The 14937-nt window shown below is 59.1% G+C and carries 13 protein-coding genes; 12 read left to right on the forward strand and 1 reads right to left on the reverse strand.

Annotation, left to right across the window (positions count from 1 at the left end; all coding sequences use genetic code 11):
- From PHU01S_RS24640 to PHU01S_RS24675, 8 genes are all read left to right on the forward strand, one after another.
- Positions 1 to 2451, forward strand: a 2451-nt coding sequence (locus tag PHU01S_RS24640; RefSeq protein WP_164763194.1) for a ComEC/Rec2 family competence protein, incomplete at its 5' end; no start/stop codon positions are given.
- 128 nt (positions 2452 to 2579) lie between these two features.
- A complete protein-coding gene (locus PHU01S_RS24645) occupies positions 2580 to 3752 on the forward strand; it encodes a GntR family transcriptional regulator (RefSeq protein ID WP_021880016.1) in 1173 nt (390 codons plus the stop codon).
- Between the two features lie 275 nt (positions 3753 to 4027).
- A complete protein-coding gene (locus PHU01S_RS24650) occupies positions 4028 to 5320 on the forward strand; it encodes a glycoside hydrolase family 125 protein (protein ID WP_127510362.1) in 1293 nt (430 codons plus the stop codon).
- Between the two features lie 74 nt (positions 5321 to 5394).
- Complete coding sequence (locus PHU01S_RS24655; protein WP_127510364.1) at positions 5395 to 6708, forward strand: ABC transporter substrate-binding protein; 1314 nt, start codon at positions 5395 to 5397, stop codon at positions 6706 to 6708.
- 113 nt (positions 6709 to 6821) lie between these two features.
- Positions 6822 to 7709 (forward strand): carbohydrate ABC transporter permease, encoded by an 888-nt coding sequence (locus tag PHU01S_RS24660; protein WP_048748679.1) that lies wholly within the window; start codon positions 6822 to 6824, stop codon positions 7707 to 7709.
- Between the two features lie 48 nt (positions 7710 to 7757).
- Positions 7758 to 8645 (forward strand): carbohydrate ABC transporter permease, encoded by an 888-nt coding sequence (locus PHU01S_RS24665; protein ID WP_127510374.1) that lies wholly within the window; start codon positions 7758 to 7760, stop codon positions 8643 to 8645.
- A 63-nt stretch (positions 8646 to 8708) separates the two neighbouring features.
- A complete protein-coding gene (locus PHU01S_RS24670; protein ID WP_127510366.1) occupies positions 8709 to 10226 on the forward strand; it encodes a glycoside hydrolase family 76 protein in 1518 nt (505 codons plus the stop codon).
- A gap of 125 nt (positions 10227 to 10351) precedes the next feature.
- Positions 10352 to 11422: a glycoside hydrolase family 76 protein gene (locus tag PHU01S_RS24675; RefSeq protein WP_127510368.1), complete on the forward strand. Its 1071-nt coding sequence runs from the start codon at positions 10352 to 10354 to the stop codon at positions 11420 to 11422.
- A gap of 174 nt (positions 11423 to 11596) precedes the next feature.
- On the opposite strand, the gene PHU01S_RS24680 is transcribed toward PHU01S_RS24675, so the two are convergent.
- Positions 11597 to 11971 (reverse strand): DUF3052 domain-containing protein, encoded by a 375-nt coding sequence (locus PHU01S_RS24680; RefSeq protein ID WP_246029336.1) that lies wholly within the window; start codon positions 11969 to 11971, stop codon positions 11597 to 11599.
- Positions 11972 to 11988: 17 nt separating this feature from the next.
- On the opposite strand from PHU01S_RS24680, the gene PHU01S_RS26495 reads away from it, so the two are divergent.
- The 4 genes from PHU01S_RS26495 (at position 11989) to PHU01S_RS24695 (ending at position 14855) form a co-directional block, all read left to right on the forward strand.
- Positions 11989 to 12168 (forward strand): hypothetical protein, encoded by a 180-nt coding sequence (locus tag PHU01S_RS26495; RefSeq protein WP_218032501.1) that lies wholly within the window; start codon positions 11989 to 11991, stop codon positions 12166 to 12168.
- A 266-nt stretch (positions 12169 to 12434) separates the two neighbouring features.
- Positions 12435 to 12983 carry an RNA polymerase sigma factor gene (locus PHU01S_RS24685; protein WP_281279853.1) on the forward strand — a complete coding sequence of 183 codons (549 nt, stop codon included), beginning with the start codon at positions 12435 to 12437 and terminating at the stop codon, positions 12981 to 12983.
- Entirely contained in the window at positions 12980 to 13534 is a 555-nt protein-coding gene (locus tag PHU01S_RS24690) for a zf-HC2 domain-containing protein (RefSeq protein WP_021880005.1), read from the forward strand. Before PHU01S_RS24685 ends, PHU01S_RS24690 begins: the two co-directional genes overlap by 4 nt.
- A 139-nt stretch (positions 13535 to 13673) precedes the next feature.
- Positions 13674 to 14855, forward strand: a complete 1182-nt coding sequence (locus PHU01S_RS24695) for a hypothetical protein (RefSeq protein ID WP_174806404.1) — start codon at positions 13674 to 13676, stop codon at positions 14853 to 14855.
- Positions 14856 to 14937: the final 82 nt, after the last annotated feature.

The following is a 14937-nucleotide window of genomic DNA, read 5'->3' on the forward strand; positions in this document are numbered from 1 at the left end:
GGCGACCGCATCGCGGTCTCCGGCGCGCTGCAGCTGCCGGCGGGGCCGGCCAACCGCGGCGGCTTCGACTACCGCCGCTACCTGCGCAGCCAGGGCATTCACTGGCTGCTGCAGGTCCAAGGGACGGACGCTGCCGACGTCTCGCCCGGCAGCCCTTGGAGCGCAGCCGCGCTGCTCGGACGCGCGGATGCGGTCCGCTCGCAGCTCGGCTCCGCGCTGGAACGCTCGTACCCGGCCGCGCAGTCCGGGTACATGAAGGCGCTCGTCCTCGGCGACTCGGACGACATCGACCCCGGCCTTTACGCCCGCTTCGCCCGTCTCGGCCTGACGCATATCATGGCCGTCAGCGGCATGAATGTCGCCGTCATGCTCGGCCTGCTCGGATTCCTGCTTCGCCTCTGCCGCCTGACCAAGGAACAAATCCTGCTTGCCCTCATGCTCGCCGTGCCGCCTTACGTCCTGCTGACAGGAGCCGCTCCATCCATCATCCGTGCCGGCGTCATGGCGCTGATCGGCCTGGCTGCAGCGCGGGCAGGCAAGCTGAAGGACGGCCTTCATCTGCTCGCTGCCTCCGCCGTGCTGATGCTGCTCTGGGATCCCCTACTGATCGAGAGCGTGAGCTTCCAGCTTAGCTTCATCGTAACGGCGGGACTGATTCTCGGAGTGCCGGCCGTGAACCGGCTGCTTCCAGACATCCGCAAAGGGAAGTTCCTGCTGGACTCGCTCGTCGTCACGGTCGTCGCCCAAGCCGCATCCTTTCCGGTATCCATTTATTATTTCAACCAGTTCCATCTGCTTTCGCTGCCGGCGAACCTTCTGCTTGTTCCGTTCATCAGCCTCCTCATCATGCCGGCGGGCGCAGCTGTCATGCTGCTGGAGCCGATATGGCCGGGTGCGTCGCATTTCATCGCAGCCTTATCCTCCCGGGGGAACGACTGGTCCTTCCGGGTCGTGGACGGCATGAGCTCCTGGCGAGGAGGGGCGACCATATGGGCCAAGCCGTCCCTTTGGTGGATTTCTGCCTGGTATGGCGTGCTTGCGTGCCTGCTGGCTGCTTTGGCTGTCTGGAGGCGCGTGCGGAAGAAAAAGCGGCAGCGGAGTCCAGAGGAAACTTCCGGCGACGAGACCCGGCCGCTCTCGGATGGGGGTCATCTTGATCCTCATTGGCCTGAAGGTAGAAATGGGGATCGACGGTTGACGAGATTCAATCGTCATCATGGCCGGCACGGCAGCACACCGGGCGGCAGCAGGCAGGAATACGATTTTTCATCCCTATATTCAGCCGGGGAAAAAACTCCGGCGGTTTATGTAAATCGTCGTTTTCGAGCATTCGCCAACGAGGCGCCCCGATTTCTGCGCAGTCCGGGAGTTTGCTCGTTTGCCTGTTTTGCGGCGGTCGGTCTTCTTCTGTTTCATGCCTATCATCCGGACTGGCCGCGCAGCAGCGCGCAAGTGGATTTTCTGAATGTCGGCCAGGGAGACTCGACCTTGATCCGGACCCAATCGGGAAAAGTCATCCTGATCGATGGTGGAGGAACGATGGATTTCGGCAAGGAGCCTTGGCGAATCCGCCGCGATCCGTATGAGATCGGACGCAAAACGCTCGTTCCGCTGCTCATGCAGCGGGGCGTTCATGGGATCGATCTCCTCGTCGCCACGCATCTGGATCAAGATCATGTCGGCGGTCTGTCTGCCGTCCTGGATTCCATCCCCGTTCGCCGGATGTTGTGGAATGGAACGTTGAAGGAAGCGGCCAAGGCAGAGCCGATCCTGCAAACGGCTATCGGCTTGGACATTCCGGTCTACTCCGCCGGATCCGGCCAGAGCTGGCAGGCGGATGCCTCGACCCGTCTGGACGTTTTATGGCCGCTTGCCGCCAGCGGCCAAGCATCCATTACCAAGGGAGAACGAGAAATAGCGATTGCCGAGGAACAAAACGAAGAAAGCGTCGTGCTCATGGTTTCCATTTACGGCAAGCGTTTTTTGCTCCCGGGCGATCTCGGCTCTTCGAGCGAGCAGAAGCTCGTTCGAGAGGGCATGACCGAGTTCGTCCAGCCGTCAACAGAAGCAACCGCGTTAGGCAGGACATCAGCAGCAACCGGACTCGGCCAACCTTCAACGGAAGCCAAGATCGGCCAGCTTCCAACGGAAGCGAGGGGCGGCCAGTCATTAACGACTACCGAGAAGGACACGCCAATCGCATCCGTGGATGTGCTGAAGGCCGGACATCACGGAAGCAAGAACTCCACTTCTCCGCTCTGGCTCGCGTATTGGAAGCCGTCGATTGCCGTTTTATCCGCTGGTTTGAACAATCGGTACGGGCATCCAAGCGGCGATACGATGGAGAGGCTTCGCGCGGCGCGCACCTTAGCGGTGAGGACGGATCTTGACGGCGAAATCCAATTTGAGATTCGTAGAGATTCCCTGAGCATGCGGCTTCTCCGTCCGTGAGTTCTTCATCCATGAGCCCTGCTTCATCCAACTGCCTTGGCAAATGACATATACCATGATATATTATTATAAATTGCTGCTGAAGCAGGTTGTCATTTTGACCGCAAGGAAAGGTGTAGAGGCCTGAGATGTCGAGCGAACAGTCCAAACCGATGTACGAGAAAATAGTCGAAGCGCTGCGCGGCCGGATCGTGGAAGGGAAGTACAAGGCGGGCGACCGGGTCCCCTCGGAGAAGGAGCTCGGCGAAGAATACAAGGTCAGCCGCATCACGAGCAAAAAAGCTCTCGAGCTTCTGGCCGGAGAAGGATACATCGTCCGCCAGCCGGGCAGAGGCTCGTTCGTATCCGAGAAGCCGCCGCTCCAGGCGGCGGGAAGACAGCCTCAGCATCCGCTGCTGCCGCATCAAGGCAAGAAGACGGGCAAGCTGCTGATCGGCCTTGTCATAACGGATTTTGCCGACAGCTACGGGACCGGCCTGATCTACGGCATGGAACAGGCCTCGCGCGAGCAGGACTGCTATCTGGTGCTCCGCCGCACCTTTGGCATCCCCTCCATCGAAGAGGAAGCGATCAAGGGACTGCTTGAGCTCGGCGTGGACGGATTGATCATCTTCCCGGCGCAGGGCGAATATTTCAACGCGGAGATTTTGAAGCTGGTCATCAACCAGTTTCCGTTCGTGCTTGTAGACCGCCATCTGAAAGGAATATCCGCAGGCTCCATATCCACGGACAATGCGGGAGCGGCCCGCGAGGGAACGAACTATCTGTTCGAGCTCGGCCACAAGTCCATCGCGTTCCTGACTCCGCCGCCGGCCGATACAACCGCGATCGAAGAGCGGATCGAGGGATTCATCCAAGCGCATGCGGAGAAGGGCGTCATGGTCGACCGGGACCTATGGCTGGAGGACATCGCCTCGACGCTTCCGCAGGCCAATACGGAAGAGAACCGGCTGGAGGATATCCGCCGGATCATCGGCCATCTGCGCAAGCATCCGCACATAACCGCCGTTTTCGCGACGGAGTACAACATCGGCCAGCTGGCGATGGAAGCCGCCCGGGAAATGGGCAGGTCCGTTCCCGGCGATCTGTCCGTCCTCTGCTTCGATTGTCCCGAGACGAACGGACGCTTCCCGCTGACCCATCTGAGACAGAATCAGACGGAGATGGGGAGGCTCGCCTTCGAAAACGTGCTCAAGCTGATCGACGGGCAAGCCGTGCCGAACAAGATCATGCTGGAGGCGGCTCTCATTCGGAGCGAATCTACCGGACCTGTGCCGCGGAACGCTGGGACTTACTTGTGAAGGCTCCCCCAGAGGCTTTTTTAGTTGGATCAAAAGGTCATTCGGAATTTTCCGAATGGCCTTTTTTCAAGGCCATCTTGATCATGAGGCCGCCGCAGGCAGACGGGATGAATCAGAGGCTTCGCAGGCTCGATCCATCATTTGGATAGTATAACTATTGATATAAATGATCTAAAAAATACATATTGACATACTAACTTATGGAAACCTATAATGACAATATCAAATGAAAGCGGTTTACTTAAGACTTGAAGCAGACAGGAGAGGTCGGACAGATGGGAAAAGTCGCAGGAAGCAGCTCTTCAATAGAAAAGCTGCAGCAAAAAATAAAGGAGATTTTACCTGATTTTCCTGGAATGACGGCCATATTCGACCATTGCTTCGGCAACACTCTGAACACGACCATCAAACGAATGCCCGATGGCACCACATTTGTCATAACAGGTGATATACCAGCTATGTGGCTTCGCGATTCCGCCGCCCAGGTACGGCCTTTCCTGGCATTGGCGGCAGAGGACGAGGAGTTGGCGGACATGATCGAAGGACTCGTACGCAGGCAGCTGGAATGCATTTTGCTGGATCCATATGCGAACGCTTTCAATGAATCCCCGAATGCAGCAGGCCATCAGGATGACGAGACGGAGATGAGTCCCTGGCTGTGGGAAAGGAAATACGAGATCGATTCCCTCTGTTATCCGCTGCAGCTCAGCTATCTGCTGTGGAAGAATACGGGCCGCACATCGCATTTCAATGAAACCTTCCGGCAAGCAGCCTCGACGATACTGGGACTGTGGCGGACCGAGCAGCATCATGAAACCGAATCGCTTTACCGGTTTCAGCGGCATAACGGCCCTGCGAGCGACACGTTGGCCAGGGATGGCAAGGGCAGTCCGACCGCCTATACCGGGATGACCTGGAGCGGCTTCCGGCCGAGCGACGATGCCTGCGCATACGGGTATCTGATTCCTTCCAACATGTTCGCCGTCGTGGTTCTCCGATACCTCAGGGAAATCGCAGCCGAGGTTCTGAACGACGAGGATCTGGCGGGCGAAGCGCTGCTCCTGGCAGAGGAGATCGACCGCGGAATTCAAACCTGCGGCATCTGTGAGCATCCCGACTACGGACCCATCTATGCCTACGAGACCGACGGCCTCGGAGGCCGGAGCCTGATGGACGACGCGAATGTGCCGAGCCTGCTCTCCATTCCTTATCTGGGCTATGCGGACAAGGACGATCCCGTCTACCGGAATACGAGGCGATTCATTCTAAGCGAGGCCAATCCGTATTTCTACAGAGGATCTGCGGCGGAAGGCATCGGAAGTCCGCATACCCCCGAGCGCTACATCTGGCCGATCGCGCTGGCGATGCAAGGGCTTACCGCCGATGCCCCGGAGGAGAAGCTGCGGCTGCTTAAGCTGCTGGAGGCGACGACTGCCGGCACCGGACTCATGCACGAGGGCTTCCACGCCGACGATCCGTCCCGCTTCACGCGGCCATGGTTCTCATGGGCCAACATGATGTTCAGCGAGCTGCTGCTGGATTACGCCGGCATCCGGATCAAGACTTGAGACGCGGTTTCAAGCGGAGGGCATTTTCCTTCGGAAATTATAGAAGAGATTCACACCAAAAGGGAGGCTTCAAGATGAAAAAATGGGTATCCGTTCTTGCCATGTCCGCCGTTCTTCTCGGTACGGCCGCAGGCTGCGGCAACGGCGATTCGGGAGGAGACGCGGCAGCCGGTAATTCGGCGGGCCAGAGCGGCTCGAAGGGGAGCGGCGAGCCGGTCGAGCTGACGTTCTGGGGCGATTGGGGCGGCGAAGGCCAGAAGCAGTTCGAGACGATGGTCGACGCCTTCAATAAATCCCAGGATAAAATCAAGGTCAAATATGTGCTTCAACAGGATATGATCACCAAATTCCTGACGGCCTCCACCTCCGGCGGGGCCCCGGATATCCTGTTCTGGGACCGTTGGCGGACTTCGCTGTACGCTCCCAAAAACGTGCTGGCTCCGGTGGACGACTTCCTGGCCAAGGACGGCCTCAACAAGGACGACTTCTATGGCGAGGCTCTCAAGGAGCTGTCCTACAACGGCAAGCTGTACGGACTTCCGCTGACTGTGGATGCGCGCGCTCTCTTCTATAATAAAAAGATTCTGGATGAAGCCGGGGTCAAGCCGCCGACGACATGGGATGAGCTGGAACAGGCCGCGATCAAAACGACCAAGTGGAACGGCAGCAAGCTGGAGGTTGCGGGCTTCTCCCTCGGCGACAACGGCTTGTTCAATATGTACCTGCAGCAGGCCGGCGGCCAGATGCTGACGGAGGACGGCAAGAAGACGAACTTCAACAACGACAAGGGCAAGTCGGTTCTGGAGTTCTGGGATCGCCTGCTGAACAAGGATAAGGTGTACAAGGTCGGCTTCGAGCAGGGCCTGGGAGAAGGCACGGACGCCTTCGTCACCGGCAAGCTGGCGATGCAGTATACGGGGCCATGGATGCTCAGCACGTACAAAAAATACGGCAAAGACCTCGACTTCGGCATCGTTCCGCCTCCGGTCGGGCCGAACGGCGACAAAGGCAGCGTCATGGGCGGCTTCGGCCTGGTCATTCCGCAGGGATCCAAGCATCAGCAGGAAGCCTGGGAGTTCGTCAAGTGGTGGACGGCGAACAAGGACAATGCGCTGCTGTGGGCCAAAACGAGCCTGAACATGCCAGGCTACAAGCCGGCGCTGGAGGATCCGTTCTTCAAGGACGATCCGTTCTGGAAGCCGTTCCTGGAAACGCTGGACATGGCCAAGATTCGGCCGGCCCATCCGGGATACTCCGTCATGGAGAACGACGGGCTCATTCCGAATCTGCAGCTGTTCCAGCAGAACAAGCTGAGCGCGGACGATGCGCTGAAAAAATCGCAGCAGCGCGGAGACCAGCTGCTGGCGGACAACGAAGCCGCCAAGTAAGAAGACTCATCGGCTGCAGCACCGGGGCGGGCGAGGGGAGCTGCCGCTTCCCGTTCCCGCCGCGTGTCTGCTTGGCCGCAAGCCCTCCTTGAGGGAGAGAAAGGAGGAGTGCCATGTCTTCCATCGGGAATCTGAACAAGCACCAGGCCCGGACGGCCTACTTGTTCATCACGCCGACGATGCTGCTGTTTTTCGCCTTCACCATCATTCCGGTCGCAATGGCGCTTTATTTGAGCTTTACGAACTACGATGTCGTCAGCCGGATGGATTTCGTGAAGCTGGACAACTACAAGCGGCTGCTCAAGGACGACCTGTTCTGGACGACCTTCAAAAACGTCGCGTTCTACTCGGTTATTTTCGTTCCCTTGAACATCATCCTGTCGCTGCTGCTGGCGCTGCTGCTCAATTTCAAGAGGTTCGGCGTCAAGCTGTTCCGGACCATGAACTACTTGCCTACACTGACCTCGGCGGTCGCGGCCGCGACCGTATGGATCTGGCTCCTGCACCCGGAGTTCGGGCTGGTGAACAATCTGCTCGGGTATATTGGCGTCACGGGACCGGCCTGGCTCTCGCAGACGGAAACGGCGATGCTGTCCATCATCATGGTGACGCTCTGGCAGGCGGTCGGCTCCAACATGGTCATCTACATCGCCGGCTTGCAGGGGGTTCCGGACTATTTGTACGAATCCGCCAAGCTCGACGGGGCGAACGCAATCCAGCGGTTCCGCTATATTACTTGGCCGCAGCTGCGGCCTACGACGTTCCTGGTCAGCACGATGTCGATCATCGGGGCGCTTCAGCTGTTCGACCAGGCGTTCGTATTGACTCAGGGCGGTCCCGGCAACGTCACGAAAACGCCGGTATACCTGATCTATCAGCAAGGCTTCAACCAGCTGCAGATGGGCTATGCTTCGGCTCAGGCGTTCGTGCTGGCGCTGGCGATCCTGATCTTCTCGTTCATCAACATGCGCGTGACCAAATCCGAAGAGCCCGTCGTGTAAGGAGGATGCATCATGGCTGAACCATCTCTGCCGGCAGCAGGCGCCGGAATGCCAGCGTCGACAGCCTTCGCGGCCCGGAAGGCTCTGTCGGGAATATCGTTCTACGCGGCTGCAATACTCATTTCCGTGGGCATGTTCCTGCCCTTCTTCTGGAGCTTGATTACATCGTTCAAGCCGAGCGATGAGATTTTCTCCGTCCCGATCAAATGGATTCCTTCCAGCTTGACGCTGGAGCATTACCGAAGCGCGTTCACGACCGTTCCGTTCGCGCGGTATTTCCTCAACTCCTTCATCCTGGCGGCGAGCGGCGTGCTGTGCAACCTGTTTTTCGGCTCGCTCAGCGGCTACGCCTTCGCCAAGCTGAACTTCCGGCTGAACAAGCCGCTGTTCAAGGTGCTGCTGGCCGCCATGGTCATTCCGGGAATCGTGACGATGATTCCGAGCTTTTACGTTTTGATGCACTTTCCGCTGATCGGCGGCAACGACATCTCCGGAGCGGGCGGACACGGCTTCCTGAATTCGTTCTGGGGCATCGTCCTGCCCGGCGCTTCCGGCTCGTTCGCGGTGTTTTTCATGCGGCAGTTCTTCCTTACGCTGCCGTCCGACATGATGGAGATGGCCCGGATCGAGGGCTGCGGAGAGTTCCGGATCTTCTGGAACATCTACCTGCCTCTGACCAAGCCGGCCCTGGCGACGCTCGGCATCTTCACATTCCAGGCGGGCTGGAACAGCTTCCTGTGGCCGATGATCATTCTGAACGATCCCGAGAAGGCGACGATTCAAATGGGGCTGCAGGCGTTCTCGTACAACCACCAGACCGACTTCGGCCCGATGATGGCAGGCGCGCTGATCGCGACGCTGCCGATTCTCGTGCTGTTCCTCATGCTTCAGAAGTATTTTGTGCAAGGCATCGCGTTCAGCGGCACCAAGGGGTAACAAAGCGGATTTTGCGAATGCGAGGCCAGCAATAGAACCCTTTCCAAAGGAGAGTGCTTGGACATGATCTTGGGAAAACGCATCGCGATTCTGGTCGTTGCGGCTGCGCTGGCGCTGCCTGCCTTCGGCGGAGCGAAGCCGGCAGCCGCGTTCACATCCGCCAATGCCGACACGGCCATGAACGGACTGATCAACACCTTTTACGATTCCTCCGCCAAATACTTCTACACGAACAGCGATCACGCCGTCCACTCGCATGCCAGCGGGCCGAACGGAGGCCTGTATACCGACTTCTGGTGGGAAGCGCAGCTTTGGGAGACGGTGATGGATGCCTATCAGAGGACGAACAGCTCCGTCTACCGGACGATGATCGACGACGTATATGCCGGCTTCAACGCCAAGTACGCCGACATGATGGCCAATGACTTCAATGACGACCTGGGCTGGTGGGCGCTGGCCTGCATGCGGGCTTACGAGCTGACCGGAACGGCGGAATACCGGAACCGGGCCTCCTTCCTGTTCGATCAGATTTATGCCTTCAACGACAGCACGTACGGAGGCGGCATCTGGTGGAAGCGGGATGGAACCTCGCCCCAGAAAAACGTCGCGACCAACGCGCCGATGATCATGACAGCCATCAAGCTGAAAAATGCGACAGGCGACAACGGATATCTGACGAAAGCCCAGGGGCTGTATGCCTGGCTGAAATCCCGGCTCGTATCCGGCAGCAAAATCAACGACCATATCGAAGGCTCCGGCAGCGGCACGGCCGTGAACTGGGATTTCACGTACAACTACGGAACGTTCCTGGGGGCGGCGCTGGCCCTCTATCAGGCGACGGGAACGAGCAGCTACCTGACCGACGCCAACAACGCCGCTAACTATGTCATCAACAATATGACGCTCTCCTATTCGCTGCCGTATGAGGGGGAGGACGACGGGGCCGGCTTCAAAATGGTGTTCGCGCGCAACCTGAACCAGCTGCGCATCGCCACAAACAACGCCTCGTACCTGAACTTCCTGCAGCAAAATGCGACGCAGGCCTACAACCACCGCCGCGCCTCGGACAACGTCATCGGCAGCGATTGGGCGGCGCCGACCGGAAGCGGCTACGTGCAGAGCCTGGCTGCAGCTGCCGGCGTTTCGATCCTGCAGTTCGTTCCGGCCGACAACTATACCGGCTACATCGCCGGCAACGGCGTCTACGAGGCCGAAAACGCCAGGCTGAACGGAATCGGCACGGAGGCGGTCCAGTCCGGCTACTCGGGCCGCGGGTATCTGGCCGGGTGGAACACGAACGGAACGAGCGTCACGTTCAACGTCAATCAGAACAGCGCCTCCACGAGGACCGTCACGATCCGCTACGCTGCAGGAGCCGGCAATGCCTCCCGCTATGTATCGGTCAACGGCTCTGTCGCGGCCGCGAACCTCAGCCTGCCGAGCACAGGCGGCTGGGGAACATGGGGCACTGTGACGCTTAACGTGAACCTGAACGCGGGCTTCAATACGATCGTCATCGGTTATGACAGCAGCAAGGGCAACAGCAACTATGTGAATCTGGATAAGATCTCCGGACTGTGACAAGCAGAGCGGCTGGACGATAGACGCGGGCGGGGACGGAGCGCTTTTTTTGCGCGGGAGTCTCGGAGCGTGCAGCCGTGCAGCGCATTTTCGCCCCGCTTGCAAGAAGACAGGGAGTGAGCAGCATGACTTGGGCAGAACGTGCCGAGCAGGCGCAGCAGGCGCTGGAAAACTTGTACTGGAATCCTTCCATTCAACTGTACGACATTGAAATTCCATGTCCCGACGGGAAGTGCAACACCATTTTCCACTACTGGTGGATGGCTCATGCGGTCGACGCCTTGGTAGACGGCTATCTCCGGACAGGAAGTTCCGTCTATGCGGATCGGCTGGCGGAGCTCCATGACGGCATTGTCCGCCGCAATGGCGGCGATTGGCCCAATGAGCTCTACGACGATATGGAGTGGATGGCTATTGCCTGGCTTCGCGCATTTGAGGCGACAGGCAGGAAGGAATACAAGGAGACGGCCGACATTCTCTGGGCCGATATCCAGACCGGCTGGAACAGCCATATGGGCGGCGGCATCGCCTGGCAGAAATCCCAGCTCGATTACAAAAACACGCCGGCCAACGCGCCGGCGGCCATTTTGGCGGCAAGGCTGCACCGGCAATCGGGCCGTCCGGAGGATTTGGCCTGGGCGCTCAAAATTTATGAATGGCTGAAAGCCAATCTGGTCGATGCTGCGACCGGATTTGTCTGGGACGGCATGAACCGCACCGGCGACGGGACGATCGACAAGGACTGGAAGTTCACGTACTGCCAGGGCGTCTATATCGGCGCCGGCGTGGAGCTGTATCGGATCACGGGCGATCGCGGCTATTTGCAGGATGTCGTGCGCACGGCGGAAGCGATGCGGAGGGAGCTGGTCCATCCCGCGAGCGGCCTGCTGCCCGAGGAGGGGGACGGAGACGGCGGCTTGTTCAAGGGCATTCTGGTCCGATATTTGGGAGAGCTCGTTGCCGTAGCTCCACAGGAGACGGCCATAACCCGCCTGCTGGAAGCTCAAGCCTCTTCGCTGTGGAGCCGCGGACGCGATCCCCGGCGCCAGGTGTTCAGCACGTGCTGGTCGGAGCCGCCGGAGGAAAGAGTGACGCTGAGCACCCAGCTGAGCGGCATCATGCTGCTGGAGCAGCTGGCGGCGATGGAGAAAAAAGGTCTGGCGGCGATGTCGGATTCGGGCATCGCGTATCCATGACCGTCCGGTATGGCCGTGCATTCTTCCTGCGGACGGTCCGCAAAGCAAAGAGGAGTCCCGGAAGGGGCTCCTCTTTCGTGTCGGTCCTATTGTCTCCTATGGCTCGCCAGAAGCTTGCCGCACGAATGAGGCTTCTCCCGGCACATTCAGCCCGGCATGAACTATGGCCGCCGCTCATTTCACCTTGTCCGGATGACGGAAGCGCAGCGCGGACCACGTCTCGTCGATCGCCACGTTGCTGACGGGGCGCAGGCCGGTGAGCTCCTGCACGAGCGCGGCCAGGCTGTCCCGGTTGATGTCGGGCTTGACAGATTTGCTTTTTTTCGGGTAGGAAATCCAGAACACCGCATCTTCCTCCAGCATTCCGGCCGCCTCTGGCGCCCGCTCCCGCACATCCGCGGCGCTTCCGACGAACAGTTGGACAAAGGCGTACTTTCCTTCCGTCCCTCCTGTGTCCTCGACATTCAGGCTGTAGCCTTCCGGCGCGAACAGAACGGCTGCGGGACCTTGCTTGTAATGAAGCTTTTTCAACAGCTGCTCCTGCATCATGACCACCCTTTCCCGTTATGGCTTGGCTTGCGTCTATTGTACGAATTTCGATAGGAAGGAGACAAGCACGGACTTATCCGCTGAAGTACGAGCATTATTTTTACTTTGTTCCCGGCGCGGCAAGCTTGTCCGAGGAAAGCAACATTTGCCTTGCGAACGAGCCGGGAGGAGCCAACCTGGCGGTCATTCCGGTCTAGGCCGGAGCGATGCGGTTCCGCTTGCAGGAAGGCAAGGTATCGAAGATCGTCTGGATCCATCGGCAGGGCGGCGAAGCCAAGGGGTGCGGCGGTGAAAAAACCGGGAATAACCTAGCGGCGAAGCGGAAAGCGGGCGACCTGCAACCGGTCTCGCCGCTTTTTTTGGCGTTGAAAAAAATAAATTCGCCAAAGCGCAGGGGAAACCATGAACTGCTTCGTCTATTCATGGGAAGGGGGGAAACGACATCCAAAGCGATATCGAATGGCTGCAGTCCGTCCGCGACGGCGGACCGGAACGGTTCGGCGAAATTATCGACGAGTACGGGGCTTACCTGTACCGGACCGTGTATGCCGTCCTGCGATCCCCCCAGGATACCGAGGACGTCCTGCAGGAAGCGCTGCTGGCGATCAGCCGCGCGCTTCCGGAATGCAGGCTGGAAGGCTTCAAGACGTGGATTACCCGCATCGCCGTCAACCGCGCCATCGATTACAGGCGCAAGCGGCAGCGTCAGGAAGCGAAGTCAGGATCAGGCGAAGGTCTTGAAGACTCGCCGGAATTCATGATGACGAGCGAGGAGTGCGATAGCTCCCCGCCGGATCAGCTGATTGCGATGGAGGAGCGCCGGCGAGTGCAGGACAAGCTCGAGGAGCTTCCTCCGGAATATAAAGGGATCGTCCGGGACTATTATTTCCGCCGCCGATCCTATCAGGAAATCTCGGAAGAACGCGGGCTGAAGCCCAAAAGCGTCGAGTCCAAGCTGTATCGGGCCCGAAGCTGGATGAGGCGCCACTGGAGAAGGGAGGATTTCGATTGAGCGAGAGCCGGCATTACAATCAGGAGGCGTGGGCGGCTTACGCCCGTAATACGCTGCCCGACAGGCAGCGGGAGGAGATGGAGCTCCATCTCTCCCAATGCGACGGCTGCCTGGAGCTGTTGGTCCAGGCGGTCGACATCCCCGGAAGTCCGGCGGAGGAGGCCGGCGTCGTTTCCAGGCCTGGCTTCTCTGGCATCGACTGCATGGCGGATCCCGCTCCGGCTGCCGCCATGGAGCGGATCCGCTCGAATGTGCTGGAGCTTATGGAAAGGGACCTTCCCGGCGTCCGGCGTGCTCCAAAATCGCGAACCGCCTGGCTGAGGCGTCCCGCTCTCCATTACGGGCTTGCCGCCTCGCTCACGCTGCTCTTGTATATGAGCGGGGCTTTTACGGACATGGACCGGTTTCTTCAAAGCAGGGAACCGCAGCAGGGAGCTTCCGCAGCGATTCTGAATCCGCCATCCGGGCCGTCTTCCGAGAGCTGGTCGAACCGCATGCTGGATCGGACCGCGCATCTGCTTCAAGAGATCCAGGACCGCAGATACCGTTGAGTGGAGAGAACGCAATGCACGCCAGGGAACCTGCGGACTGGAGGGAACAAACCCGAAACCAACGGGATGAACCGAGTAAACCCTGAATAACGAAGCAACCCTGAATAACGAAGCAACTTTGAAAGGATGATTGCCCTACATGAGAACTCCTCCAAACCCCTTTATCGCGCTGCTTCTAGGCTTTATCCCAGGCGCCGGACATGCCTATTTAGGCAAATATTTGCGGATGTTCGTCTACGGCGCATTTGTATGGGGGCCGGTCGCCTTCATGCTGCTGCTCGCCGTCACGAACAATCTGGACGGGGATGCCGCTCCGCTCCTTCTGATTCCGTTCGGAATCTGGGGAGTCAGCATGATCGATATTCTTGTGACGGTGCTGGCCCGTCCGGCGCAGACGCATGCCTATGCTCCCGGTCCGCTGGACGGCAACGGGATACCGTCGGCCCGGCCTTACCCGGTCCGGTCCGCCGAGGATCAGCGGGAAAAGGCGCTGACGATCGTGCTTTCCTTCATCCCGGGTCTTGGACATATGTCGCTTGGCCTCATGCAGCGCGGAATCGCTTTCATGATATCTTTCGCCGGCCTCGGCGCGTTCATCATTTTCGTCGCCGTTGTCTTGCATACGCCGGTTTTCCTCGTTTTTCTGCTGCTGCTGCCGGTTTTATGGATCTACAGCATGTTCGACGCCATCCTGCATGTGAACCGCAAGCAGGCTGGAGAGCTTCTTCGAGACATCTCGTTGTTCGAGGAAATGGAGAACCGCTTCTCCGGATCCCGCAAAAACAAAACGCTCGCGGCGCTGCTGTCGTTCCTTCCCGGCGCTGGCCATTTGTATCTCGGCTTGCAGAAACGGGGGCTGCAGCTGCTGCTCGGGTTCCTGCTCCTTATCTATCTCATGGACAGCATGCGGATAACGCTTTTCCTGTTCATGCTTCCGCTGCTTTGGTGCTTCTCGCTTTTCGACGCCTTGCAGCAGTACGGCCGTTATCAGCGGGGCGAGTTGCAGGATGTCCCCGTCCTGACCGAGCTTGCCCGCTACCATCGCTGGCTCGGAGCCGCGCTGATGGCGTTCGGCGTCTATTATATGATGGACCGCTTCCTTGGCCAGGCCATCTACCATTATCTTCCTCGATTCGCCTCGGCCTATGACTGGTTCTTCCGCAACCTGCCGCTGGCGGTCACATCCTTCCTGCTGATCGCGGGGGGCTTGCGGCTGTTCTTCGGGAAGCCGGCTCCGCCGGCGCCGATGCCGCTTCATGAGCGTCCGGCGACTTATGCGAGCTACGGCGGACGGGAAAGTCTGTCTCCAGAGGAGAGGTAAGACGGGACTCAGATGCAAAAGCGGCTTGAGGTCGAATAAGACGAATTTTCCGTCTAACTCCATCGCTCAGGGCGGCTTGAGG

It is taken from the genome of Paenibacillus humicus NBRC 102415, assembly GCF_004000905.1.
Classification (GTDB): Bacteria; Bacillota; Bacilli; order Paenibacillales; family Paenibacillaceae; genus Paenibacillus_O; species Paenibacillus_O humicus.

Excerpts from the sequence above, each read along its gene's own strand:
- PHU01S_RS24645 (WP_021880016.1), top strand. The coding sequence starts at position 2,580 with ATGTCGAGCGAACAGTCCAAACCGATGTACGAGAAAATAGTCGAAGCG.
- PHU01S_RS24650 (WP_127510362.1), top strand. The coding sequence starts at position 4,028 with ATGGGAAAAGTCGCAGGAAGCAGCTCTTCAATAGAAAAGCTGCAGCAA.
- PHU01S_RS24655 (WP_127510364.1), top strand. The coding sequence starts at position 5,395 with ATGAAAAAATGGGTATCCGTTCTTGCCATGTCCGCCGTTCTTCTCGGT.
- PHU01S_RS24660 (WP_048748679.1), top strand. The coding sequence starts at position 6,822 with ATGTCTTCCATCGGGAATCTGAACAAGCACCAGGCCCGGACGGCCTAC.
- PHU01S_RS24665 (WP_127510374.1), top strand. The coding sequence starts at position 7,758 with ATGCCAGCGTCGACAGCCTTCGCGGCCCGGAAGGCTCTGTCGGGAATA.
- PHU01S_RS24670 (WP_127510366.1), top strand. The coding sequence starts at position 8,709 with ATGATCTTGGGAAAACGCATCGCGATTCTGGTCGTTGCGGCTGCGCTG.
- PHU01S_RS24675 (WP_127510368.1), top strand. The coding sequence starts at position 10,352 with ATGACTTGGGCAGAACGTGCCGAGCAGGCGCAGCAGGCGCTGGAAAAC.
- PHU01S_RS24680 (WP_246029336.1), bottom strand. The coding sequence starts at position 11,971 with ATGATGCAGGAGCAGCTGTTGAAAAAGCTTCATTACAAGCAAGGTCCC.
- PHU01S_RS26495 (WP_218032501.1), top strand. The coding sequence starts at position 11,989 with ATGGCTTGGCTTGCGTCTATTGTACGAATTTCGATAGGAAGGAGACAA.
- PHU01S_RS24695 (WP_174806404.1), top strand. The coding sequence starts at position 13,674 with ATGAGAACTCCTCCAAACCCCTTTATCGCGCTGCTTCTAGGCTTTATC.